Annotated in this window: 24 protein-coding genes, 1 tRNA gene and 1 riboswitch; of the genes, 13 read left to right on the top strand and 12 right to left on the bottom strand. The window is 59.0% G+C overall.

Features of this window, described 5'->3' with window-relative positions:
- The first annotated feature begins 27 nt into the window (after positions 1-27).
- From V8J84_RS01050 to V8J84_RS01040, 3 genes are read left to right on the top strand one after another with little or no spacing between them, the layout of a single operon-like run.
- Complete coding sequence (locus tag V8J84_RS01050; RefSeq protein WP_339927702.1) at positions 28-894, top strand: DMT family transporter; 867 nt, start codon at positions 28-30, stop codon at positions 892-894.
- 40 nt (positions 895-934) lie between these two features.
- Positions 935-1,648: a cytochrome c biogenesis CcdA family protein gene (locus V8J84_RS01045; RefSeq protein WP_339927700.1), complete on the top strand. Its 714-nt coding sequence runs from the start codon at positions 935-937 to the stop codon at positions 1,646-1,648.
- A 15-nt stretch (positions 1,649-1,663) separates the two neighbouring features.
- A complete protein-coding gene (locus V8J84_RS01040; RefSeq protein WP_339927698.1) occupies positions 1,664-2,071 on the top strand; it encodes a thioredoxin family protein in 408 nt (135 codons plus the stop codon).
- Here V8J84_RS01040 and aroC read toward each other — a convergent pair.
- Positions 2,068-3,174, bottom strand: coding sequence for a chorismate synthase (gene aroC / locus V8J84_RS01035; RefSeq protein ID WP_339927696.1), 1,107 nt, complete (start codon positions 3,172-3,174; stop codon positions 2,068-2,070). The genes V8J84_RS01040 and aroC overlap by 4 nt on opposite strands.
- Positions 3,175-3,388: 214 nt before the next feature.
- Here aroC and V8J84_RS01030 point away from each other — a divergent pair, with 214 nt between their 5' ends.
- Positions 3,389-3,994, top strand: coding sequence for a hypothetical protein (locus tag V8J84_RS01030; protein WP_339927695.1), 606 nt, complete (start codon positions 3,389-3,391; stop codon positions 3,992-3,994).
- Positions 3,995-4,131: 137 nt separating this feature from the next.
- Here the strand turns inward: V8J84_RS01030 and V8J84_RS01025 are convergent, their stop codons facing one another.
- Entirely contained in the window at positions 4,132-6,870 is a 2,739-nt protein-coding gene (locus V8J84_RS01025; protein ID WP_339927694.1) for a VCBS domain-containing protein, read from the bottom strand.
- Between the two features lie 246 nt (positions 6,871-7,116).
- Positions 7,117-7,216: riboswitch (TPP riboswitch) on the top strand.
- Positions 7,217-7,255: 39 nt separating this feature from the next.
- Here V8J84_RS01025 and thiB point away from each other — a divergent pair.
- From thiB to V8J84_RS01005, 4 genes are read left to right on the top strand one after another with little or no spacing between them, the layout of a single operon-like run.
- The gene (gene thiB, locus V8J84_RS01020; RefSeq protein ID WP_339927693.1) at positions 7,256-8,242 is read left to right on the top strand and encodes a thiamine ABC transporter substrate binding subunit; all 987 of its coding nucleotides are present in this window, start codon (positions 7,256-7,258) and stop codon (positions 8,240-8,242) included.
- A 14-nt stretch (positions 8,243-8,256) separates the two neighbouring features.
- A complete protein-coding gene (locus tag V8J84_RS01015) occupies positions 8,257-9,759 on the top strand; it encodes a thiamine/thiamine pyrophosphate ABC transporter permease ThiP (RefSeq protein ID WP_339929038.1) in 1,503 nt (500 codons plus the stop codon).
- The gene (locus V8J84_RS01010; protein ID WP_339927692.1) at positions 9,746-10,447 is read left to right on the top strand and encodes a thiamine ABC transporter ATP-binding protein; all 702 of its coding nucleotides are present in this window, start codon (positions 9,746-9,748) and stop codon (positions 10,445-10,447) included. Before V8J84_RS01015 ends, V8J84_RS01010 begins: the two co-directional genes overlap by 14 nt.
- A complete protein-coding gene (locus tag V8J84_RS01005; RefSeq protein ID WP_339927691.1) occupies positions 10,444-10,866 on the top strand; it encodes a GFA family protein in 423 nt (140 codons plus the stop codon). Before V8J84_RS01010 ends, V8J84_RS01005 begins: the two co-directional genes overlap by 4 nt.
- Before the next feature lie 71 nt (positions 10,867-10,937).
- On the opposite strand, the gene V8J84_RS01000 is transcribed toward V8J84_RS01005, so the two are convergent.
- From V8J84_RS01000 to petA, 3 genes are read right to left on the bottom strand one after another with little or no spacing between them, the layout of a single operon-like run.
- Positions 10,938-11,801 (bottom strand): cytochrome c1, encoded by an 864-nt coding sequence (locus V8J84_RS01000; protein ID WP_339927689.1) that lies wholly within the window; start codon positions 11,799-11,801, stop codon positions 10,938-10,940.
- Between the two features lie 11 nt (positions 11,802-11,812).
- Positions 11,813-13,156 carry a cytochrome b gene (locus tag V8J84_RS00995; protein ID WP_339927687.1) on the bottom strand — a complete coding sequence of 448 codons (1,344 nt, stop codon included), beginning with the start codon at positions 13,154-13,156 and terminating at the stop codon, positions 11,813-11,815.
- 12 nt (positions 13,157-13,168) lie between these two features.
- Positions 13,169-13,726: a ubiquinol-cytochrome c reductase iron-sulfur subunit gene (gene petA / locus V8J84_RS00990; RefSeq protein ID WP_339927685.1), complete on the bottom strand. Its 558-nt coding sequence runs from the start codon at positions 13,724-13,726 to the stop codon at positions 13,169-13,171.
- A gap of 171 nt (positions 13,727-13,897) precedes the next feature.
- Here petA and V8J84_RS00985 point away from each other — a divergent pair, with 171 nt between their 5' ends.
- Positions 13,898-14,257, top strand: a complete 360-nt coding sequence (locus tag V8J84_RS00985) for a GFA family protein (protein WP_339927683.1) — start codon at positions 13,898-13,900, stop codon at positions 14,255-14,257.
- A 6-nt stretch (positions 14,258-14,263) separates the two neighbouring features.
- On the opposite strand, the gene V8J84_RS00980 is transcribed toward V8J84_RS00985, so the two are convergent.
- The 4 genes from V8J84_RS00980 to V8J84_RS00965 form a co-directional block, all read right to left on the bottom strand.
- A complete protein-coding gene (locus V8J84_RS00980) occupies positions 14,264-15,283 on the bottom strand; it encodes a PAS domain-containing protein (RefSeq protein ID WP_339927678.1) in 1,020 nt (339 codons plus the stop codon).
- Between the two features lie 167 nt (positions 15,284-15,450).
- A complete protein-coding gene (locus tag V8J84_RS00975) occupies positions 15,451-16,050 on the bottom strand; it encodes a glutathione S-transferase (RefSeq protein ID WP_339927677.1) in 600 nt (199 codons plus the stop codon).
- A gap of 32 nt (positions 16,051-16,082) precedes the next feature.
- Entirely contained in the window at positions 16,083-16,706 is a 624-nt protein-coding gene (locus V8J84_RS00970) for an FMN-binding negative transcriptional regulator (RefSeq protein ID WP_339929036.1), read from the bottom strand.
- Position 16,707: 1 nt separating this feature from the next.
- Positions 16,708-17,295, bottom strand: coding sequence for a TetR/AcrR family transcriptional regulator (locus V8J84_RS00965; RefSeq protein WP_339927675.1), 588 nt, complete (start codon positions 17,293-17,295; stop codon positions 16,708-16,710).
- Between the two features lie 107 nt (positions 17,296-17,402).
- Between V8J84_RS00965 and V8J84_RS00960 the strand changes: the two genes are divergently transcribed.
- From V8J84_RS00960 to V8J84_RS00950, 3 genes are read left to right on the top strand one after another with little or no spacing between them, the layout of a single operon-like run.
- A complete protein-coding gene (locus V8J84_RS00960) occupies positions 17,403-17,864 on the top strand; it encodes a (2Fe-2S)-binding protein (protein WP_339927673.1) in 462 nt (153 codons plus the stop codon).
- 3 nt (positions 17,865-17,867) lie between these two features.
- Positions 17,868-20,108: a xanthine dehydrogenase family protein molybdopterin-binding subunit gene (locus V8J84_RS00955; protein WP_339927671.1), complete on the top strand. Its 2,241-nt coding sequence runs from the start codon at positions 17,868-17,870 to the stop codon at positions 20,106-20,108.
- An 11-nt stretch (positions 20,109-20,119) separates the two neighbouring features.
- Positions 20,120-20,467, top strand: a complete 348-nt coding sequence (locus V8J84_RS00950) for a hypothetical protein (protein ID WP_339927669.1) — start codon at positions 20,120-20,122, stop codon at positions 20,465-20,467.
- Here V8J84_RS00950 and V8J84_RS00945 read toward each other — a convergent pair.
- Genes V8J84_RS00945 through dapF form a run of 3 tightly spaced genes read right to left on the bottom strand, consistent with a single transcriptional unit; the run spans position 20,464 to position 23,344 of the window.
- The gene (locus tag V8J84_RS00945; protein ID WP_339927667.1) at positions 20,464-21,222 is read right to left on the bottom strand and encodes an SDR family NAD(P)-dependent oxidoreductase; all 759 of its coding nucleotides are present in this window, start codon (positions 21,220-21,222) and stop codon (positions 20,464-20,466) included. The two genes, V8J84_RS00950 and V8J84_RS00945, sit on opposite strands and share 4 nt — an antisense overlap.
- 60 nt (positions 21,223-21,282) lie before the next feature.
- Positions 21,283-22,539, bottom strand: coding sequence for a tRNA (N(6)-L-threonylcarbamoyladenosine(37)-C(2))-methylthiotransferase MtaB (mtaB, locus tag V8J84_RS00940; RefSeq protein WP_339927665.1), 1,257 nt, complete (start codon positions 22,537-22,539; stop codon positions 21,283-21,285).
- Complete coding sequence (gene dapF, locus V8J84_RS00935; RefSeq protein WP_339927663.1) at positions 22,532-23,344, bottom strand: diaminopimelate epimerase; 813 nt, start codon at positions 23,342-23,344, stop codon at positions 22,532-22,534. The genes mtaB and dapF overlap by 8 nt, the downstream gene beginning before the upstream one ends.
- A gap of 106 nt (positions 23,345-23,450) precedes the next feature.
- Here dapF and V8J84_RS00930 point away from each other — a divergent pair.
- Positions 23,451-23,526: transfer RNA gene (locus tag V8J84_RS00930), tRNA-Lys, on the top strand.
- The last annotated feature ends 43 nt before the right edge of the window (positions 23,527-23,569 follow it).

Raw genomic sequence — 23,569 nt, 5'->3', positions numbered from 1 at the left:
GGCCCTTTTGCATTGGATAAGGCGGACATGGATTTCAAAGCGATCGGCATGGGGCTGGCCTTTGCATTGATGTGGTCGTCTGCGTTCACGTCCGCCCGCGTGATCGTGGAATATGCACCGCCGCTCACAGCTCTTGCGCTGCGATTTGCTGTGTCGGGTGTGATCGGGGTCGCGTTGGCGTGGGCGCTGGGGCAGCGCATGGGTCTGACGCGCCAGCAATGGACGGGTGTGATCATCTTTGGCGTCTGTCAGAACGCGCTTTATCTGGGTCTGAACTTTGTCGCGATGCAAACGATTGAGGCATCGCTGGCGGCCATCATCGCTTCTGCCATGCCACTACTGGTGGCACTTGCTGGATGGCTGATCTTTGGACGCCGCGTGAACCGGCTGGGCGTGCTGGGGCTGGTCGCGGGTATCGCCGGTGTCGCGTTGATCATGGGCGCACGATTGCAAGGCGGTGTGGACGTATTCGGGCTGGTGCTCTGCCTGATCGGTGTGCTGTCGCTGACCGTCGCCACAATGGCGGTAATGGGGGCCGCATCTGGCGGCAATGTTCTGATGATCGTGGGCCTGCAAATGCTGGTCGGTTCAGCGATGCTGACCGTCCCTGCCTTGCTGCTTGAGGTATGGGCCGTAACATGGAACTGGCAGCTTGCCGTCGCCTTCATCTACACCACGCTGGTTCCCGGACTGCTGGCCACATGGGTCTGGTTCATGCTGGTCCGCCGGATCGGCGCGGTGAAGGCATCGACCTTCCACTTCCTCAACCCGTTTCTGGGCGTCGCTGTCGCCGCCGTGATCCTGTCGGAACGTCTGGGGCCGCTGGACATCCTTGGCGTTGCGATCATCGCGGGTGGCATCCTGCTGGTGCAGTTGAACAAAGACCCACAATGATGTGAGCCACTGACACGTTTTTTGATGCTAATCCTGCGCCATGGATTTGATTCTCGGATATCTTGCGGGCCTTTTGACGCTGATTAACCCCTGCGTGCTGCCTGTCCTGCCCATCGTGCTGGCGACTGCCTTGCAAGCGGGCCGCACTGGACCCATCGTGCTGGCCGCAGGGATGAGCCTGTCTTTTGTCGTCGTCGGCATGACCATCGCCGTCTTTGGCCGTGCGATCGGCCTTGATGAGCAGATGATTGCCCAAGCGGGCGCTGTCTTGATGATGCTGTTCGGTGTGGTCCTGCTGACCCCGCAACTGTCCGAACGCTTTGCCACCGCGACGGCCGGATTTTCCGAACGCGCCGACAGCGGCATGGATAATATCGACCGTAGCGGCCTGTCGGGTCAGTTCATTGGTGGCGTGCTGCTGGGTGCTGTTTGGGTGCCCTGTGTTGGTCCCACATTGGGTGGCGCGATTGCGTTGGCCTCTGCGGGGGAAAGCCTGCTCTGGGCGGCGGCCACTATGCTGAGCTTTGCGCTTGGCATTTCCACCATCATTGTGCTGTTGGCCTACGGCGCCCAAAACGCGATCCGCGCGCGCCGCGACTGGATGCGCAGCATGTCGGGCCGCGCCCGCCCGATCATGGGCGCGATCTTTCTTCTGGTCGGCCTCGCGCTATTCTTCAACCTACACAAATATGCCGAAATCTGGCTGCTCGACCATCTGCCGTTCTGGCTGCAAGACCTATCTGTTCGTTTCTAAACTCAGGAGCTTCACATGAACCGTCGTCATTTTATCGCCGCCACCATCGCACTTGCCGCGTTGCCGGTATCGCTGGCCGCTGACATTCTGGATTACCGGCCCGGTCTGGTGAATGAACGCCTTGCTGCAGGCGAAACCGTGTTTCTGGATTTCAAAGCGGACTGGTGCACCACATGCCGCGCGCAGGAGCGTGTGATCGGGCAGTTGATGGGGTCTAATCCTGCTTACGGCGAGAATATCACGTTCATCAACGTCGACTGGGACCAGCATCGCAACAGCGCATTGGCCAATGATCTGAATATCCCGCGCCGTTCCACGCTTGTCGTGCTGCGCGGTAATGAAGAGCTTGGCCGCATCGTTGCAGGCACCGCATCCAGCGAAATTCAGGCCTTGATGGACACCGCGCTGAACGCCGGTAGCTAGCCGATCTGACCGCGCACGCCGCCCGTCTGCCCACGATCCAGCAGCAGGTGGTCAAGGATCACGCAGGCCATCATCGCCTCGCCCACAGGCACGGCGCGGATGCCGACACAGGGGTCATGGCGACCCTTTGTGATGACCTCGGTCGGGGTGCCGTCCATACGGATCGACTGGCGCGGGGACAGGATGGACGACGTGGGCTTCACAGCAAAGCGCACGACGATGTCCTGCCCCGTGCTGATCCCGCCCAGAATACCGCCCGCGTGGTTTGAGGAATAGACAGGCTGCCCGTCGTTCCCCATGAATATCTCGTCTGCATTTTCGCGCCCTGTCAGCGCGGCGGCGGCCATGCCCTCACCAATCTCGACTCCCTTTACGGCGTTGATCGACATCATCGCAGCGGACAGATCAGTGTCTAACTTAGCATAGACAGGCGCGCCGATGCCCGCAGGCACACCGCGCGCGACGACCTCGATAATCGCGCCGACAGAGTTGTGGTCATCCTTGCGCAGCCACGCCAGATAGTCGTTCCATTCGGCGGCGGCATCGGCATCTGGACAGAAAAAATCGTTCTGGTCGATCTGGTCCCAGTCGATTTTGCTGCGGTCGATCTGCTTGGCCCCCATCTGGGTCATGTAGCCACGGATTTGTACGCTGGGTGCGATCTTCTGGATCGCCTCGCGCGCCACACCACCCGCCGCGACACGCGACGCGGTTTCACGGGCCGAGGACCGGCCACCACCGCGATAATCGCGCAGACCGTATTTCTGGTGGTAGGTGATGTCGGCGTGACCGGGGCGGAAGGTGTTGGCGATATCGCCATAGTCCTTGGACCGCTGGTCGGTGTTTTCGATCATCAACTGGATCGGCGTGCCTGTGGTCTGGCCTTCGAATACGCCGGACAGGATTTTCACTGCGTCAGGTTCCTGACGCTGGGTGGTATTCTTGTTCAAACCGGGACGGCGTTTATCAAGCCACTGCTGGATCATCGGTGCCTCTAAGGGCACGCCCGGCGGGCAGCCGTCAACCGTCGCACCCAACGCGGGTCCGTGGCTTTCGCCCCAAGTGGTGAAGCGGAACAAATGGCCAAAGCTGTTGATCGACATGAGGGCGCGTATCCTTGTTGGTGGCCCCTGATAGGACAGTTTTGAAGAGGGGGAAAGCGGGGTCGTTTTTGTTGGGTTGCCCGCGCATGTACGTCGTCTTGTTGTTCAGTTGGAAATCGCGGGGCGCGGCAGCCAAGAAATGACGGATGAACCGAGCGCTTGCGGTCTCAAACATGGCATTTTACGCTGTAAGAGATTTTTCGAGGAGTGATTGATGCACCGTCTAATAATTGCTGCGATGGCCGCATTGCCCTTGGCCGCTTGCATGGGCGGTGAAACCGCGACGGGCGATCTGCGGCCAACCTTTGATGATCGTCTTGCAGAAAGTGATGCGACGATTGCTGATATGCGCGCGCTTTTTGCGCGCGAGAACCAAGCTACCTTTGGCCAGACCCCGCGCAGCGCCTCGGTGATCTATACAGGATTGGCTGTTGGTCGGATCAGTGACGTTGCTGACGCCGAGGCCAACTTCAAGATGATCGCTGATATGAATGCTGATGTGAATTTCATCGCCAATAGCGCCACCGGAGAGCTGACCAACTTCCAGCACGAGAATAACACTTATCTGGACGGGCAGATGACGATGACGTCAACAGGGCTTCGCAACAGCGGCACCAGTGAAGAGCTTTTTGGTCTGACTTTGAACCTAAGTGGCAGCGTCAGCTATGCGGATGTTGACTATGTGCTTGATGCACCCGGCACCGTTGATTTGACGGGAACCGGTTCGGATTATTTCGCGGGTGAATTTGAAGGGTCTGTATTGGTTGACGACACCGTGGTCGGCACGGCAGATCTCTATTTTTCACTCGAACGTCAGTAGCGCGAAAATGACGGCGTGACGGGTCGGTTCCCTAGTGACACACGCGTTTTAGAGGCTTGTGCAGCGGACGACCGAAGCCCTTGCACCCGACCCAAAAACCGCAGGTCTGATGCAAGGGTAATGCTCCTGAACACAAATCAGGCGATATCAAACGCCATTGCGGTGTCCGTGACAGGCGTTGTCCATCCTTCCAGCGCGAACTCTTCGTCGAACATCGTTGCCAGACGGGCATCGCTGATCAGATCGATCGTCGTGCCATAAAGGAAGCCGTCGTCGTTGCCATCCACGCTAGGAATGATCCCGTCGAACAGACTGATGCTTGGTCCGTTAAAGAAGTCGGATGTGATGCCGCCATCAAGGCGCAGCAGCCCGAGGAACAACTCCATATCAAGGCCGAGCCATGTGTCGTTACTAAAGATCGCATCCATATCCACAGCCACCTCAAAGTCGAGCAGGCCATCCGCGTCGCCGTCGATATCGGCGTCAAAGTTGGAGGTTTCCGGCGTTTGGACTGTGACGTCATCACCCAGTGAAAAGCCGGAGATTGTGGATCCATCTTCAAGCATGGCTATCATCGGCAAGTCTTCAATGCTAAGCGAGAATTCCTGAACCGCTTTGAGCGTGGTGATCAGGTTCACGGCAAGAAGGTCCCAGTTATATTCGAAAGACAACAGGTTTACGCCTGCGCCTGCGACGCTGATATCAAGGCCAAAGCTGTCGCTGTCGCCAAACTTGATCGGCACGCCGGTTGTCGACTGGATGATCTTGGCCGCAACCGCATCCACATCAATATCGAGCACGGCGATATCGTCCTCGCCCTCGCTGGTCAGTGTATCGGCACCGGGTGCGATTGGGGCGCCGACAGTGTTGATGACCGGGAAGTTCAGGTCCAAAGTTCCAAAGCCACCCAGATCAATCGAGGTCTCAAGGTCATCTTCTGCCGAGAAGTTGAAGATGTTGAAGCCCGGCTCGCCAAGCTCACCTGTGAAGTTGGCATAGCTTCCGGTGTCGATATCCCAGATGTCGATTGTCGATGCCCCACCGAACGTTGAAGAGGTCAGGACAAGATCAAGGTCGGTATCGATATCAAGAACAAAGTCGATGCCGAAGTTCACATTGGGCGACATGGTCGAGAAGCTGGCACCGCCATCGGTGGAATAGGCGCTTTCGATGGTGAATGTGTCACCGTTTTCGACCTGCCGGGGCACCTCAAAGAACACATCGACGGGAATCTCGCTGTCGACGTCGCCGGTGGTGAGGAAGAAATAGGGCTGAAGCCCGACCTTGGCATCAAACGACCCTTGGGTCGAAAGCCCCGGCGTTGTGATCGAACTTGGAAGATCAACCTCGACGTCACAGTCGCCACCAAAGATGGATGCAATGCCGCAGCCGATATCCGCAAAAACTTGCGCGACAGCTTCGATCCCGCCAAGGATACCTTCAAGCACATCACCATCAAAAGTTGTCCGCGCCACCAATGTGCTGTTGAGACTTTGCGACCCTGTGTCAAAGCCGAAGAATGGCAGCTCGGGTTGCACGATCAACGCCTCGCCTGTGCCGAACATGGACTGGTCCTCGGTGGTGAACACCAGACGGTCCGCAAAACTGACGGGCGCGTCATCCGCCCCCTCAACCGTGACGCTGATGGTGACCGGATCGGATGTGTCGCTTTCCTCGGGCGCAGTGGTCATCGTGCCCACGCCGGAATCGTCTCTGGCGACGTATTGGAATGTCACCTCGCGTGTTTCACCGGCATCAAGAAACTGGAATTCATCCGTTGGGTTAAAGGTGAAGGTGCCGTCATTGTTGTTGACGACTTCACCATACTGATTGCCTGACGCGTCCATCGGGGCCGAGATAATCTCGTACGTCAAGGTGTCACCGATATCGATATCGGTCGCCACAAACGTGCCGGTGACGCCATCACCTGTCAGTGGCTGAAACTGGCTGCTTTGGGTGGTGTCAAACGCATCATCCTCGGACACAGTCAGCGCCACATTAAACGCCACAGGCTGATCGTTCTGGCCGTCGATTGTCACAAGCGCATCGGCGGCGGCAAAATTACCAGTGCTGGAGACAGTCTCGTAGCCAAACGCCCAGGTCCGGATATCGTCATGGGCCAGTTTATCGACGTCGACGCCTTTTGCGCTGAACGTCGCGATCCCGTCATCACTGACAAACAGCATGCCAAGAACAAGACCATCGATAGTCACGGTGCGCTGAAATCCACCCGCAACAGTTTCAAGACTGCCAAGGCCGTCTGTGACGCTGACGACGGTCTTTCGGATGCCATTGGCCTGCACACCGTTCGTATCATTGGCCAGCAGATCGACAGTGACTTCGGTGTTTTCATCGACCTCCCACGCATCGTTTCGGGCCACGCCGCTGGCGTCACCTGCGATCTTGGCGCTGTCATTGCGTTTTTTACCGGTGCCGACGGACGTATACCGCAGGCCGAAATCACCCACATCAAAGCTATCAAGCGACAGTGGAACATCCGCCCCGAGGATAAAGCTCGCTGAAGAGATATCGTCCTTGGACTTGCCCGGTGTTCCGAACTCGATCCCGGCATCAAATTTGCCTTGTTCGTGGATTACGTGACCTTTGACATTCACGTCCTTTTGCACGCGATCAACATTGGTTTCGGCAAACTTTGTGAGGCCAATGATGTTCTCACTGCCGTTGATGCCGGTCACTGAGAAATCTGTCGCGCTGGCGTTCAAATTAGCAAGATCAAAGAAAATTCCGCGCAGGTCACCCAGCTGTCCAGACCCTAAAACATCAACGTCAAACGACAGGCTTCCGTCCGGAAGCTCTTCGATTCTGATTCGCGTATCTACAGGACCGTTGATTGTGAATGTGATTGATCTGGCCATTTTGACCTCCCCTAAATGATTGATATTTCATAAAGAACGCAAAAAATCGAAAGAACAGTCGACGCCAGAATCAATTGGCAGCATGAAAAATATGACGCAGCGTCAACGTCATCTTGCACGATTCTCGCGAAATCGTGAAATGGCATTGTAAATCACGCGTCTGGCGGGGCTGTGCGTTTGGATCGCTAACGCGCGGAAACCGGTCCATGTTCCGCACTTGCCCCGTCGCTGCCAAAGCGCTACCTAAATCATACCTCGGGGGGCCATCACTGGCTGAGATTGCGCAAGCTGACCCGTTGAACCTGAACCGGTTAAGACCGGCGGAGGGAAGGTTTGGCAGTTCCGCTATACCCCCAAATCCGCCCGTTTGCATTTGGAGGATACGATGCGAAATACCACTTATCTGACGGCTGTGATGGGACTTTGCTTTGCGACTGTCGCAAGTGCCGAGACCCCGACACTTACCGTTCTGACCTATGACAGCTTTACCACCGAATGGGGCCCCGGCCCTGCGGTGGAAGAGGCGTTCGAGGCGGTCTGCGACTGTGATCTGGAGTTTGTTGGCGCGGGCGACGGTGCCGCCTTGCTGGCCCGTTTGCAGATGGAAGGGCCAAGGACCGAGGCCGATATCGTGCTTGGGCTGGACACCAACCTGACCGCCGCTGCCCGTGAAACCGGCCTGTTTGCGCCGCACGGCGTTGACGCGGAACTGGACCTGCCCATCGAATGGACAGACCCCGATTTCCTGCCGTTCGACTGGGGCTATTTCGCCTTTGTCGCCAACAAGGACGCCGAAGAGATCGTGTCGCTGGCCAACCTTGCCACGGGCAATGCCAAGATCATCATTCAGGATCCGCGTTCATCGACACCCGGTCTTGGTCTGTTGATGTGGGTGAAGGCCGCCTATCCTGAAGATGCACCTGCCATGTGGGACGCGCTGGCCGATAACATCGTGACAGTCACACCCGGCTGGTCAGAGGCCTATGGCCTGTTTCTGGAAGGCGAGGCCGACGCTGTGTTGTCCTACACCACATCGCCTGCCTATCACCTGATCGCCGAAGAGGACGACAGCAAGACCGCGTGGTCGTTCAGCGAAGGCCACTACATGCAGGTCGAGGTCGCGGCAAAGGTAGCGGGCACAGATGTGCCCGAGCTGGCGGACCAGTTCTTGGAATTCATGGTGTCTGATGCGTTCCAATCGGTGATCCCCACGACAAACTGGATGTATCCGGCTGTGACACCCGAAGGCGGCCTGCCTGACGGATTTGAAACGCTTGTGACGCCATCGCGCGCCTTGCTGCTGTCACCCGAAGATGCTGCCGCCGTCCGTGATGAGGCGTTGGCCGAATGGCGCAACGCCCTGTCGCAATAGGCACAGGTAACATGATGGCCCGCGTCCCCGCGTTGTTCGTGGGGGCGCTGGTCGGTTTGCTGACGCTTGGCACGCTGATCGCTGTAGCGTGGCGGGCCGAGTTTGGCAGCGGATTGCAGGCGGCGGATTGGGCTGCCGTGCGCTTTACCGTGTCTCAAGCTGTGCTGTCCGCCTTGCTGAGTGTTGGTCTTGCGGTGCCCGTTGCGCGTGCGTTGGCGCGGCGCGAGTTCAAAGGGCGCTCTGCGCTGATCACTCTGTTGGGCGCGCCGTTTCTGCTGCCTGTTATCGTCGCTGTCTTGGGCCTGCTTGCCGTCTTCGGACGCGGTGGAGTGCTGAACGACCTGCTCGGCCTGATGGGCCTGCCGCCTGTGTCGATCTATGGCTACCACGGCGTTGTGCTGGCTCACGTGTTTTTCAATCTGCCGCTGGCGACGCGCCTGCTGTTGCAAGGCTGGCTGTCGATCCCGTCTGAAAGATTCCGCTTGGCTGCGACCCTGAACGCGCCGGTGGGGCGGCTGCTGGAATGGCCCATGTTGCGCCGTGTGGTGCCGGGCGCGCTGCTTGTGGTTTTCCTGATTTGCCTGACGAGTTTCGCGGTGGCGCTGACGCTGGGCGGTGGGCCGCGCGCGACCACGGTTGAGCTTGCCATCTATCAGGCGGTCCGCTTCGATTTTGATCTGGGGCGGGCGGCGCTGCTGGCCTGTGTACAGTTTGTGATTTGCGCTGTTGCGGCGCTTCTGGCGTGGCAGGTCACAGCGGTTGATGGCTTTGGCGCGGGACTGGACCGTGTGGTGCAGCGCTGGGACGGGTCGCGGCTGGCCGATTTTCTTTGGATCGCAGTAGCAACCTTGTTCCTGATTGTGCCGTTGGCGATGGTGGTTGTGCGCGGCGTTCCCGGACTAATCGATCCCTATAGCGGCATTTGGCCCGCAGCGGCGCGGTCTGTTGGCGTGGCAATCGTATCTGCGTTTCTGACGACCATTATGGCCCTGACGCTCGCCCTGCGCGGCGGGCGGCTGGTGGCGGTGATCGGTGTGTTGCCGCTGGCTGCGTCGTCGTTGGTGGTGGGCACCGGGTTGTTCCTGATGGTGTTCCCATTTGTGCGCCCGTCCGATCTGGCCTTGCCGGTGACGGCGCTGGTGAATGCGGCACTTGCCTTGCCCTTCGCCCTACGATCCCTCGCGCCAGCAGTGGAAAGCGTGCAGGCCGATTATGGCCGGCTGACCGCGCATCTGGGAATGCGGGGATGGACCGTGCTGCGCCTGGTCATTCTGCCGCGCATCCGCCGCCCACTTGGCTTTGCTACGGGATTGGCCGCAGCCCTGTCGATGGGTGATCTGGGCGTCATCGCGCTGTTTGCTGATGAGCAAAACGCCACGCTGCCGCTTGAAATGTATCGCCTGATGGGCAGCTACCGCATGGAAGAGGCCGCGGGCGCTGGGCTGCTGTTGGTGGGCCTGAGTTTGCTGCTATTCTGGATTTGTGACAGGGGAGGGCGCATCAATGCTGACGTTTGACACGGTGACGATGCAACAGGGCAGCTTTGTCCTGACAGCCGACCTTATGATTGCGGCGGGTAGCGTTACGGCGGTGATTGGCCCGTCAGGTGGCGGCAAATCCACGCTACTGTCAGCTGTTGCGGGATTTTTGGAGCCCGCCAAGGGGCAGGTGACGTGGGACGGCACGGTCTTGAACGGACACCCCCCCGGCAAGCGACCCGTTGCGATGCTGTTTCAGGACAACAACCTGTTCCCGCATCTGACCGCGCGGCAGAACGTGGCGCTGGGGGTGCGACCGGACCTGCGGCTGCAAGCTGCTGATGAAACGGCGGTTGCTGCGGCGCTGGATCAGGTTGGCCTAAGCGGCCTGTCTGATCGCAAACCTGCTGCGCTGTCAGGCGGTCAACAAAGCCGTGTGGCGCTGGCCCGCGTGTTGGTGGCAAACCGTCCGCTTGTGCTGCTGGACGAACCCTTTTCCGCCCTTGGCCCCGCGCTGAAGCGCGACATGCTGGGACTGGTGCGCGAGGTGCTGGTCGCCGCTGGCAAGACGGTCGTGATGGTAACGCACGACCCAGATGATGCGCTGGCAGTGGCGGATCAGGTGGTGCTTGTCGCGGATGGTGCGGCGCATGCCCCCGTCAGCACACAGCAGATATTTGATGCCCCACCCCCCGCCTTGCGCGATTATCTGGGGATTGACACATGAACAGCCACCTGACAGGGCGCTGTGCGTGTGGCGCTGTCAGGTTTGAAGTGGTCGCGCCGAAAACCTATGGCGTCTGTCATTGCAAGATGTGCAGACGGTGGACCGGTGGCCTTTGGATGGGCGTTGTGGCCAGCGAGACTGTGGCGCTGACCGGACAGGTTACTGAATGGGCGTCGTCACGGATTGCGTCGCGCGGATTTTGCGCGGCATGCGGTTCGTGCATCTGGCACAAGCCCCGTCATACCAAAAGCTACACCTACGGTCAGGGTCTTTTCGACGATCAAACCGGTTGGACACTCGTGCGCGAAATTTTTGCAGAGGATCGCCCTGACCACATCGCGCTGGCAGATCAGGGTCAGAAGGTCATGACCGGCTGGGGCACGCTGTGGGCGGTGCTGACCGGACGCCTGCCCAAATAGACCACACCGAAAAAAGCAAAAGGCCCACCGAATTGGCGGGCCTTTCGATTACTTGCAGAGGAAGCAGCGTCTTACGCTTCTTCGTCTTTATGCTTGTGTGGCGCCCAGATGCGCTTGTTTGTCAGATACAACAGAACGGACAGCACAGTCAGGAAAATCACGCCGGTCAGGCCTGCTTCTTTGCGGGCCATCAGCTTGGGTTCGGCTGTCCACATCAGGAATGCCGCGATGTCCTGTGCGCCGCTTTCCAATGTGTTTACTTCACCGTTCGAAAACTCGACGTCATCACCGTAAAGTGGCGGTGCCATCGCGATCCATGAACCTGGCACAGTGCGGTGACCGTGGTCGTAGCAGCTTTCGGGATAACCACCGGCCGAGAATGCGACGTTATAGTAGCCGTCCATAGGCTCGCCTTCCAGCGCGCACTCGGGCTCTTCAACGTAGCCGGTGAGCAGGGATGCGATGTACTCAGCGCCGCCCATACCGTTGACCAGTTGCGAGATACCTGTGCCGTAAGGGCCGTGGAAACCTGCGCGCGCCTTGGCCATCAGTGTCAGGTCAGGTGCGTTGGACAGGCTGGAGGCCGGGAATTTGTCAGCTGGCGTCGCAGGGCGGAAATCACCCTCACCATCAAACAATTCAGCATCCCAGACATCGTAGAACTCGGCATAGGCAAAAACCTGATCTTCGGGCATGGCAGGGCCACCCTCGTCGTGCAGGTTGCGGAATGCCAGATGCTCAAGCCCGTGACAGGCAGAACAGACCTCGGTGTAGATTTGCAGGCCGCGCTGCAGCTGCATCTGATCGAACGATCCGAACGGACCCTCAAAAGAGAAGTCGTAATCTGTGATCGTTGTCTCGTATTCAGCGGCGGTTGCGATACTGGCCGAAAGGGCCAGTGCTGCTGCCAATGAGAGTTTGCGGAAAATAGTCATGTTTTCTTTCCTCACTCTGCCGGATTGACGATGGTTTTTGTGCCACCGACCTTCGGCGCGTAGTGCGCATTAAAGTCTTCTTCGATGGTGTCCGGCGGTGTCAGCGGCTTTTCAAGCACACCAAGCAGCGGCAGGACGACAAGGAAGTAGGCGAACCAGTAGGTCGCACCCAGCAGGGCGATATACGGATAAATGCCTTCTGCAGGACGTGCGCCAACCCACATCAGAACGATGAAGTCGACGACCAGCAGCGCGAACCACCACTTGAACATCGGCCGATACCGGCCAGAGCGGACCGACGATGTGTCAAGCCATGGCGCCAGCGCCATCACCACGATCGCACCGAACATCGCGATCACACCAAAGAACTTGGCGTCGATGATTCCGAACGACAGGAACTCAACTGCGATGACCAGCCACACTTCGCTGTCGAAGGCACGCAGGATGGCGTAGAACGGCAGCAGGTACCATTCTGGCACGATGTGCGATGGTGTCGCCAGCGGGTTGGCCGGGATGTAGTTATCGGGGTGACCCAGATAGTTAGGCATGAAGCCCACAATCGCCACAAACACCACAAGGATGATCGCCAGTGCGAACAGGTCCTTGATCACGAAGTATGGCCAGAAAGGCAGTGTGTCTTTCTGTGCTTCTTCCTTGCTTGTGCGGCGTACTTCGACACCTGTCGGGTTGTTGTTACCCGTGGTGTGGAATGCCCAGATGTGCAGGATCGTCAGACCCAGCAGGATGAACGGCAGCAGATAGTGCAGCGAGAAGAAACGGTTCAACGCAGGCTGGCCAACGGCGCCAGCGCCCAGCAGCCATGTCTGCACGGCTTCACCCACAAACGGGATCGCGCCAAACAGGCCGGTGATCACGGCAGTACCGTGGAACGACATCTGGCCCCATGGCAGAACGTAGCCCATGAACGCGATGCCCATCATCAGCACCATCATCAGCGAGCCGAGAATCCACGTCACTTCGCGTGGGGCCTTATAGCTACCGTAATAGAGCGAGCGGAAGATGTGCATATACATCGCAAAGAACATCAGCGATGCGCCGTTCATGTGGAAATAGCGGATCATCGCGCCGCCGTTCACATCACGCATGATGTGTTCAACGGACGAAAACGCCATATCGACGTGCGGCACATAGTGCATCACAAGCACGATGCCGGTGACGATCTGCATCACCAGAGCGAAAGTCAGGACGATACCCCAGATCCACATCCAGTTCAGGTTCTTGGGTGTGGGGATCATCAGTGTGTCATGAAGCAGACCGATGATTGGCAGGCGCTTTTGCATGCCTTTCTCAAAGTCTGAGGATGGTTCGTAATGGTCGTGGGGAATGCCGCCCATGGGTGTCTCTCCTTAACCGAGTTGAATGGTTGTTTCGTCGATGAATTCAGCGACGGGAACAGGAAGGTTGCGCGGAGCCGGCCCTTTGCGGATGCGGCCCGATGTATCGTAGTGCGACCCGTGGCAAGGGCAGAACCAGCCGCCAAAGTCGCCGCTGTCACCCAATGGCACGCAGCCAAGGTGCGTACACACACCCATCTGCACCAACCACTGGCCCTGATCGTCAAGCGACCGGTTTTCGTCTGTTGCGGGCACTTCGCCAAGGTTGGCGTTGTTCGCGTCCTGATCGGGCAGGTCGGAGACATCGACAGAGCGCGCCTCGGCGATCTCTTCTTCGGTGCGGGACCGGATAAAGACCGGTTTACCCTGCCACAGCACGGTGATTTGGGTGCCGGGGTTCACGACACTGACATCCACGCGGATCGACGCAAGCGCCAGAACGTCTGCGGATGGGTTCATTTGGTTGACCAGTGGCCAGACAGCCGCGCCTGTAACAACTGCGCCCGCACCTGCGGTGGCGTAGTAGATAAAGTCGCGACGGGTTCCCTGGTGATCGTCTGCTTGTGACACGGGGTACATCTCCGGGTTTTGGGTGGGGCTTGCGCCCACGCGAAAAAGTCAGGCATCTTGGGTAAAGTGCCATCTTGCATGGCTATCTAGCCCCCAAAACAGCCTGCGTCCAGCGGACAATAAGGCGCAGGTCATAACAAAAGGTCTCGTTCTAAGGCAGAAAGGGCGATTATGCTTGAAGGTGCATGTCACTGCGGCGCTGTCAAAGTGCGCTATGACGGGCTGCCAAAGGCGGCGGTGCGGTGCAACTGCAGCATTTGCAGGCGTTTGGGCGTCACATGGGGGCACGGCCCGCTTGGCGTGATCACCATCATCGCGAACCCCGACGCCACGCGCGCGTATCTTTGTGGTGACCGTTCGCTGGCCTTTCATCACTGCCGCACATGCGGCTGCACGACCCATTGGCTATCGCAAGAGGGGGGAGATTCGCGCAATGCCGCGATCAATCTCAATCTGGTGGAATCACCCCAATGGGCTGATATCCCCGTCCGTCAGTTTGACGGTGCCGATACGTGGCGGTTCACTGACTGACGCGGATCAGTCAGCCATCGGCACATCAAGCGTGACAATCGTGCCCACAGCGCCGCGCGATACGTTCAATGTGGCACCTAGACCCTGACACAGCCCCATCACGATCCGCCCGCCCATACCATCGGGATTGGGCCATTCGATTCCTTCGGGCAGGCCAACACCGTCATCCGTTACAAGCGCGCGCATGCCGCCGTCGTCTGTGCGGGTCACACGAAGTTCGACAAGGCCCGACTTTTGGTCAGTAAAGGCATGCTGCATCGCGTTTGTCAGCACCTCGGACACGATCAGGCCGATCCGCACGGCGGTTTCGGTTTCCACCATCAAAGGTTCAACCGTCACGTTCATCCGAACGCCGGGGCGGCCATCAAGGTGGGCAATCGCATTGGCAACGCGGCCAATATATGACCCAAGCTGGATCTTATCTTCGTTGCTGTCGGCCTGCGCAGCTGACATTTCCTCGTAAAGCAGTTGCAGGCTTTCGATTCGGCGCGACAAATCTTGGAGCCCTGCGCCGCCTTCGGATTGCATCTCGCGGGATTTAAGGCGGATCAGGCCAAGGATCATCGACAGGTGGTTCTTCACACGGTGCTGGATTTCATCGACCGTATTTTCGAACGCTTCAAGGCGTTTGGTCTTGTCGTCCTCGTCCACCTCGACCTGAAGCCCGACATGATACAACACTTCGCCTGTGTCAGAGTCCTCAATAGGCGAAATGAGAAGAGCGTTTTGAAACGACTCACCATTGGCACGGTAGTTTTTCAGCGTAACGCCAATTTCCTGCGACTTCTTCAGCGCCTCCGAGATGATCGCAACATCCTTGGCTTCGGTGCCGTCACCTTGCAGAAAACGGCAATTGCGCCCCACGGCCATATTCGCGGTGTATCCGGTCAGCTGTTCAAAGGCTTTGTTTACGTAGATGATCGGGTCGTCATCCATTTTAGGATTGGTCAGAACCATTGCGACGCGGGATGCGCTAAAATGCTTTAGCGCATCGTCCTGAGCCATTTGCCTTGTCGACTTCGTCATAAATTTCGTCCTGCTACCTTCAAACTTCCACCTTCTCGCCCGATTGCCTTTGCGGGGAGAGGGCCACGCTATTTAGGCCCGTTTCCGACCAACTGAAACGATTTCTTGCAGATCACGGGCAGGATGCGGCGAAACGTAGCAGATACCGCATCGCGTGTGGTTGATTTTCAGGGCTGGGTGGATTGCATGCTGTCGCGCGCGTCAAACTTGGCGTGCCACGCGGCAAGTTCGGCCCGTCCATCACGCCAGCCACGGGCATCATGGCGAAGGTCGATATAGGACAGTGCGCAGGCCACACCGATCTGCGCCATGTCCAGCGGACCGCTTAGGTGGCTCATCCAGCGGCTGTTGATCGCGTCAAGCGCGCGGCTGGCTTTTGACCATTGCGCTTCCATCCACTCAGGCGATTGCTGTGCCTCTGGCCGCAGGCGGCCCTCGTAGGTGATGGTGACGCATGCCTCCATGATCGCGTCGGCTGTGGCCTCAAGTGTCAGAACCTCCCAAATGCGCGATTCGGGATACATGTTGGCCGCTGCATGATCGTCAAGAAAGCGCGTGATGACGCGGCTGTCGTAGATGGCAGGACCGTCTGTGCGGATCAGCGCGGGAATTTTGCCCAGCGGATTGGCCGCCATAACCTCTGGCGCGGTGGCAAGCGGTGTGGTCGAGACCTCGACCTCTTCAACTGTGTCCAGCAAAGCTGCCTCGCGTAGCATCACGCGGACCTTGCGGGCAAAGGGTGAGGGCGGTGACATAAGCAATTTCATCAAGGTGATCCTTTTGCGGGGGCTATAGCACCCTAGTCTTGTGGCGGGTCGCGCATCAAGTCGGCAAGTGCGGCCACCTCTGACCCGATATCCGAGCTGTGCATCGCATCTGCCGCCGCAACGCGTACGGCGTCAGGCTTGTTCTGGCCCAGCTTCCATGTGCCGTTGATACTGGCGACTGTCAGGCGGTACGGCACGATCTGGCGCATCATCTTGTCCAGCACCTCTGGCGTCATCTTATCGGCGGTCCATGGCGTCTTGGGCGTAAGGCGCTTTTCATACACCGCGGACTGCATATCGAGCATGTCGCGCATCGCGTCCTGCGGCAGCTTTTCCAGCGTGCCGCGCAGATGCACAGCGACATAGTTCCACGTTGGCACCTGATCGGGCGTGTCATACCAATCCGGCGACACATAGGCATCAGGCCCAGCGACGGCGATTAAAGCAGGCATCGGTGCGTCTAGCATCCGCAGGATCGGGTTGGAGCGCACAAGGTGCAGATCGGCTATCGTGCCGCTTTCGTTCAGGGCAAATGGCACGTGCGATATGAGCGGTCCATCGGCAGCATTCACTGTCAGCATGCCAAACGCACGGTCGCGGGCGAACGCGATGTTGCGGGCGTCTTCGACTTTGCGAAAGGCGGGATTGGGGTGCATCTCAGGCGCGGCCTTCGTTGTGATCGGGCCGGACGCCAAGCAGTGCAAGGACGGACTGTTTGAGAATACCAAGTCGTGTTTCAACTGCCGCGCGATCCTTGGCGTTGTGTTTGGCGTTCAGGCTGGTGGCGTAGATGAACTCCGCAATGTCAGTTGCCCGTTGAGCGCCCATGGTGTCGTCGGTTGTTGCCTGCATCACAACGTCGGTGAAGTGTCCGATCCAGACTGTGGCAATCGCATCCATTTCCTGCTGGGCTGCGGCATGTAATCCTTCAAACATCTGCGGCGCGTCCGGCCAAGTGGCAGCCAGATCATAAAACCGCAGCGGCACATGGGCAAAAAACGCATCAAGCTTTTCACCAAGGGTCGTCGCTTTGGCCCAATCGGCCAGCACCAGCTGCTGGCACTGCGTGTCAAAGTGGGCCACGGCGGCGCGCAGCACATCGTCTTTGCTGGGGTAAGCATTATATAACGTCTGGCGTGCGATACCTGCCTCTTTGGCAATATCGTTCATGGTGGCCCGATTGACGCCATAGCGCACAAAGACCGACTGCGCGGCGTCAAGAATTTTGATCTGTCGGGCGTTCATGTAAGACTTTTCGCTGTGTTGACACATGTTGTCAATTTGGACATATATACTGTAATTGTCCAATTATACAATCACGTACAGACTGACACTGGAAACGGAGAAAGCCGATGCAATTCACACTGAATGGGAACCCTGTGACCGTGGATGTCGAAGATGACATGCCGCTTTTGTGGGTTCTGCGCGACGAGCTTGGGATCACAGGTGTCAAATACGGCTGCGGCGTGGCGCAATGCGGGGCCTGCACGGTGCATGTCGATGGCGAAGCGCGGCGCAGTTGTCAGGTCTGGGCGGTGGATGCCGAGGGCACCGAAGTAACCACGATTGAGGGGCTGGGCACGCCAGATGCAATGCACGCCCTGCAAGAGGCTTGGGTCGAGCATCAGGTCGCACAATGCGGATACTGCCAGTCAGGGCAAATCATGCAGGCGGCGACGCTGCTGAAATTCAACCCCGCACCAACCGACGATGATATTGATGCGGAAATGACGGGCAACCTGTGCCGCTGCGGGACCTATCCGCGCATCCGCGCCGCGATCAAGACCGCCGCTGCCAAGATGCAGGAGGCGTAGAGTATGGGACGCGCAAAAACCTTTGGCCGCCGCGCCTTTCTTGTCGGCTCAACCGCTGTGTTGGGCGGCGTCGCCTTTGGCACGTATCTGGTGCAAAAGCCGCATGACAACCCGCTGGTCGCCGGACTGGGCGAAGGCGAAGCCACGTTCAATCCGTTTGTGATGGTGACGGGCGAGCGGATTACTTTGATCGCGCCACATGCCGACAGCGGGCAGGGCGTGCAATCAACGCAGGTCGCGCTGATTGCCGAGGAGTTGGATGTTGATCTGGATCAGGTCGATGTGTCCTTTGGCCAGCCTGACGCAGCCTATTATAATTCGGGCATTGCCAATGATGCTGTGCCGATGATGTCGTTTGATTATAGCGCCGCCGCCGAACTGATGCGCGGTGTTGCAAGCAGCGCGATCAAGGTGCTTGGCCTGCAACTGACCGGCGGGTCATCATCGATGCCTGACACCTACGAAAAGCTGCGCATAGCCGGGGCCGTGGCGCGAGAGACGCTCAAACAGGCCGCATCGGTTGAAAGCGGCGTCGCAGTGGCAGACCTGACAACCTCGCAAGGTGCTGTGGTGCTGCCCGACGGCACGCAGATGCCCTACACGGCACTGGCTGCAACAGCTGCCACGCTTGAACCGGTGACGGATGTCACGCTGCGCAGTCCCGACACGTGGCGCCTGATCGGCAAAGATATGGACCGGACAGATGTTGTCGGAAAATCCACCGGCACCCTGCAATACGGGATTGATGTAGCGATTGACGGGATGGTCCACGCCACTGTCAAAACCAACCCGCGTCAGGGTGGCGGCATGAACAGCTACGACGCCAGCGCCGCCGAAGGCATGCGGGGCGTGCAACAGGTCGTTCCGGTCTCGGGCGGTGTTGCCGTGATCGCCGACAACACATGGCGCGCCATTCAGGCGGCCAATGCGATTGATTTCGACTGGGGCCCCGCACCGTATCCGGCCGAAATGGACCAGCACTGGGAAGAGGTGTCTGCCAGCTTTGTGCCAGAACGGCTTGATCGGGAATGGCGTGCCGATGGCGATGTGACTGCGGCCCAAGACGGGGCGGAATTGGTCACTGCGGAATACCGCGCCCCATATGTCGCGCACCAGCCGCTTGAACCGCTTAGCGCTGTTGTGCGGGCCGATGAAAACGGGGCGGAGGTTTGGGTCGGCCATCAGGTGCCGGGTTTCGCCAAGCTGAAGGTTGCGCAGATCGTCGGCTGTGATCCGGACGACGTGGTCTTCAATAACCAGTTCATGGGTGGCAGCTTTGGCCACCGGCTTGAGTTTGATAACGTGATCTTTGCCGCCGAGATTGCAGCGCAGATGCGCGGCACACCGGTCAAGCTGACTTATAGCCGCGAGGAAGATTTCACTCACGACTATCCCCGCCAGATCGGGATGTCGCGGTCGGCAGGCACGGTCAAAGACGGGCAGGTCGAAAGCTGGGCTCTCGATATCGCCACGGTGTCCGCCGCACGGTCACAGGCCAAGCGTTTGGGCCAGCCGATGCCGGGGCCGGATATGCAGATCGTCGCTGGCGCGTGGAACATGCCCTACGCCGTGCCGCATCTGCGGGTGCGCGGCTATGCGGTGCCTGATCTTGCGCCTGTCAGCTCTTGGCGGTCGGTCGGTGCGTCCACATCCGGCTTTTTCGCCGAAAGCTTTCTGGATGAATTGATCCACACCGCAGGTGCCGATCCGATGGAGGAGCGTCTGCGCCTGTGCAACAACGAGATCCACCGCCGCGTGCTTGAGGCCGCCGCCGAGATGTCCAACTGGGGCAGCCCGATGGGCGAGGGGCAGGGCCGTGGCGTCGCGATGGTCGAAAGCTTTGGTGTTCCAATGGCCGAGGTGGTCGAGGTCACGCAAACCGACCGTGGGATCAAAATTGACCGCGTTTATGCGGCGTGTGACGTGGGCCGCGTGCTGGACCCCGTGAACTTTGAAGCGCAGGTCGCCGGTGGTGTCATCTGGGGTTTGGGTCACGCGATCAATTCCGAGATCACCTATGCCGATGGTATGGCGCAGCAGGAGAACTTCTATGAGCACGTCGGGATGCGGATGCATCAGGCGCCAGAGGTCATCGTGCGCGGGCTTGAGAACGGACGCGAGGTGCGCGGGATTGGTGAACCGGGCGTGCCGCCGGCCCCCGCAGCACTTGCCAACGCGATCTATGCCGCAACAGGCACGCGCCTGCGCGAGATGCCTTTTGGCGTATTCATGGACTTTGTGTAGGGGCGTTGCTGATGTCTTATCTTTCCGGACCATACCGCACGGCCACGCTTATGACCGCGCTCAGCGGCGTCCTTTATATCGCGATGATTGTCGTTGGTGGTGTGTCGCTGCCCACGCTGGCCTTGGTTGGTGTGGGATTACTGTTTGTGATGCTGGCGGGCGGGCTGTCGCGCGCACGGCGTAGCGTGGCTTGGCTTGCATTCTTTGTGACCGCGCTGGGCGCGATCTATGCACTGGCGCAAATCTGGTCGGTATCGTTTGTGCCTGCCTGGTATTGGCAGATCACAGCGGTTGCTCAGGCTGTTGCCTGCCTGTCCCTGTTTGTGCCGCTGTGGAAAGCAACGCCAGCCCCGGCCTAGCGCGGGGCCATGCGGATCGCGCCATCAAGGCGGATCACCTCGCCGTTCAGCATCGGATTATCAAGGATGTGACACACCAGTTTGGCGTATTCCGAAGGGCTGCCCAGACGTGATGGAAACGGCACCTGTGTGCCAAGCGATGTTTGCACCTCTTCCGGCAGGCCCTCTAGCATTGGTGTCAGAAACAAGCCGGGCGCGATGGCACAAACCCTTACGCCCTTGTCGGCCAGATCGCGGGCCATCGGCAGCGTCAGCCCTGCAATGCCACCCTTAGAGGCCGCATAGGCGGCTTGCCCGACCTGCCCGTCAAAAGCTGCAACGGATGCGGTGTTCACAATGACGCCGCGTGTGCCGTCATCATCCAGCGGGTCAAGCGCTGTCATTGCGGCAGCAGCTTGTGATGCGCAGATGAAGCTGCCGATCAGATTGACCTGAATGGTCTTTGCAAAAAGTGCAGGATCATGCGCTTCGCCGCGGGACACGGTTTTCGCGGCGGGCGCGATGCCCGCACAGTTAACGATAACGCGGATCGGGCCGGAAATATTGCCAATGGCGGTCGCAACGCTGTCCACATCGGTCACGTCAACCGTGTGGAACGTGCCGCCAATCTCCTCAGCGACCGTCCTACCACGCGCGGCATTCATATCAAAGATCGCAACTTGCAGTCCGTTGTCAGCGAGCTTTCGCGCCGTGGCCTCACCCAAGCCCGATGCGCCGCCTGTGACGATTGCAGTTTGATTTTCCCAGATGGTCATGCGTCGCGCCCTTTATGTTTCGGGCGGGATTAAAGGTGAGTATTTTGTAAAAAGCGAGACCTAAGCCGCGAGATATGTGTCCGTGGCTGCCTGAATTTGCGCGGTGACGATCCGGCTTTCGGGTTGGTCGCTGTCAAAATGTACTTCGGCGAACTGCGGGGTGCGGCCCATGCGCGGGTTCTCAATAAGGATGGCATGCGTCTGGCCGATCTGCGCGGCAAGATGTTTGCTGACTTGCGCATCACCGGCGGCACGTAGCTGGGCTGCGCGGTCCTTGATGATCTTGCCGTTTACGGCGGGCATCCGCGCGGCAGGCGTGCCTTGACGGGCCGAGTAGGGAAAGACATGCAACCACGTCAGATTGCAGTCTTTCACCAAAGCAAGTGAATTGCTGAACATCTCGTCGGTCTCTGTCGGGAAGCCCGCGATGATGTCTGCGCCGAAGGTCATGTCGGGGCGCAGTTTCGTGGCCTCTTCGGTAAAGCGGATGGCATCATCGCGCAGGTGGCGGCGCTTCATCCGTTTCAGGATCATATCGTCGCCTGCCTGCAGCGAGAGATGCAGGTGGGGCATCAGGCGCGGCTCTGTCGCGATGGCCTGCATCAGGTTGTCGTCCACCTCAATCGAATCGATCGAACTGATCCGCAGGCGGGGCAGGTCCGGCACCAGCTTCAGGATGCGCATGACCAGATCGCCCAGCTTTGGCGCGGCTGGCAGGTCTGCACCCCAAGAGGTGAGGTCAACGCCCGTCAGCACGACCTCCTGAAAGCCGCGATCCACAAGGCGTTTAATCTGGTCAACCACGACACCAGCGGGCACAGAGCGGGAGTTTCCACGGCCATATGGGATGATGCAGAACGTGCAGCGATGATCGCAGCCGTTTTGCACCTGCACATAGGCGCGGGAGCGTGTGCCAAAACCGTCGATCAGGTGGCCTGCGGTTTCGGTGACCGACATGATGTCATCCACCTGCACGGGCTCGGTCTTGCCGATCAGGTCGGGGGCCATTTGCGCCCATGTGGCAGGGTTCATCTTTTCTGTGTTGCCGATGACCACGTCGACTTCGCCCATGTTCGAGAACGTGGCGGGTTCGGTTTGCGCGGCGCAGCCTGTGACGATGATCTTGGCGTCAGGGTTAGTGCGACGTTGCTTGCGGATATCCTGCTTTGCCTTGCGCACGGCCTCCGCCGTGACCGCGCAGGTGTTGATGACGATAGCGTCGGTGACGCCTGCCTGCGTGGCCAATTCCTTCATCGCCTCGGTCTCGTAGGCGTTCAGGCGGCAGCCGTGGTTTGAAAAAACGGGCGCGTTAGCCATGCCAGACACCGTCGAAGACATGCGCCGTTGGGCCTGTCATCCAGACAACATCATCGCGCCAGTCGATATGCAGCGTACCGCCATCGAGGTCGATCTGGACCTTGCGCCCTGTAAGACCACGCCGCGCGGCGGCCACAGCAGTTGCACAAGAGGATGAGCCGGAGGCAAGCGTGATACCCACGCCGCGTTCCCAAACACGCATGCGGATGTGATCTGGGCCGATGATTTGGGCGAACTGCACATTGGTGCGTTGGGGGTAAAGCGGGTGGTGCTCGATCTCGGCGCCGCGCTGGGCCAGATCAACAGCTTCGGCGTCGTCCACGAAAAACGTGCAATGCGGATTGCCCATGCCGGTTGCGGTGGGCGCGCCGTCTATCGGCAGCTCAAGCGTGTCCATTTCGCGGGCAAGTGGCACGTCGGCCCAATCAAGCTGCGGCTGGCCCATGTTGATAGAGGCCAAGCCATTCACGTCCACGGCCTGCAACGCGCCCCGGTCCGTTGTGATCGCCAAAGCGTCTTGCCCGCTTTGGTCCATCATCCAACGTGCGATGCAGCGCGTCGCGTTGCCGCAGGCCGCCGACTGCGAGCCGTCACTATTCCAGAATGTCAGATGCACGTCCGCATCCGCCGCATCAGACAGCACCGCAAGCTGGTCAAATCCGATCCCGCGATGCCTGTCGGCCATCGCAATTGCGATACTGGCATCGACGCGCGGAGTGATTCCCCGTTCGTCCACGACAACAAAGTCGTTTCCCAGCCCGTGCATCTTCATGAACGGCAGACCTATGGCACTGATTTGATTCATGATCCGGCATATAGACAATGGATGCAGACTATTCCAGCCATCTGCCCCGCCGTCACGCATTTGGGGGTTGACCCCGTGCGCCATGGTTTCTAAACCGCGCGTCAGTGGGCCGTTAGCTCAGTTGGTAGAGCAACTGACTTTTAATCAGTGGGTCGCAGGTTCGAATCCTGCACGGCTCACCACTGACACCTCCTTGATGTTGCATACTGATTGCCGCGCATTGCG

It is taken from the genome of Yoonia sp. 208BN28-4 (assembly GCF_037543925.1).
Classification (GTDB): Bacteria; Pseudomonadota; Alphaproteobacteria; order Rhodobacterales; family Rhodobacteraceae; genus Yoonia.
Note: the sequence above shows the minus strand (reverse complement) of the source record. Positions and strands in the feature narration are given on the sequence as shown.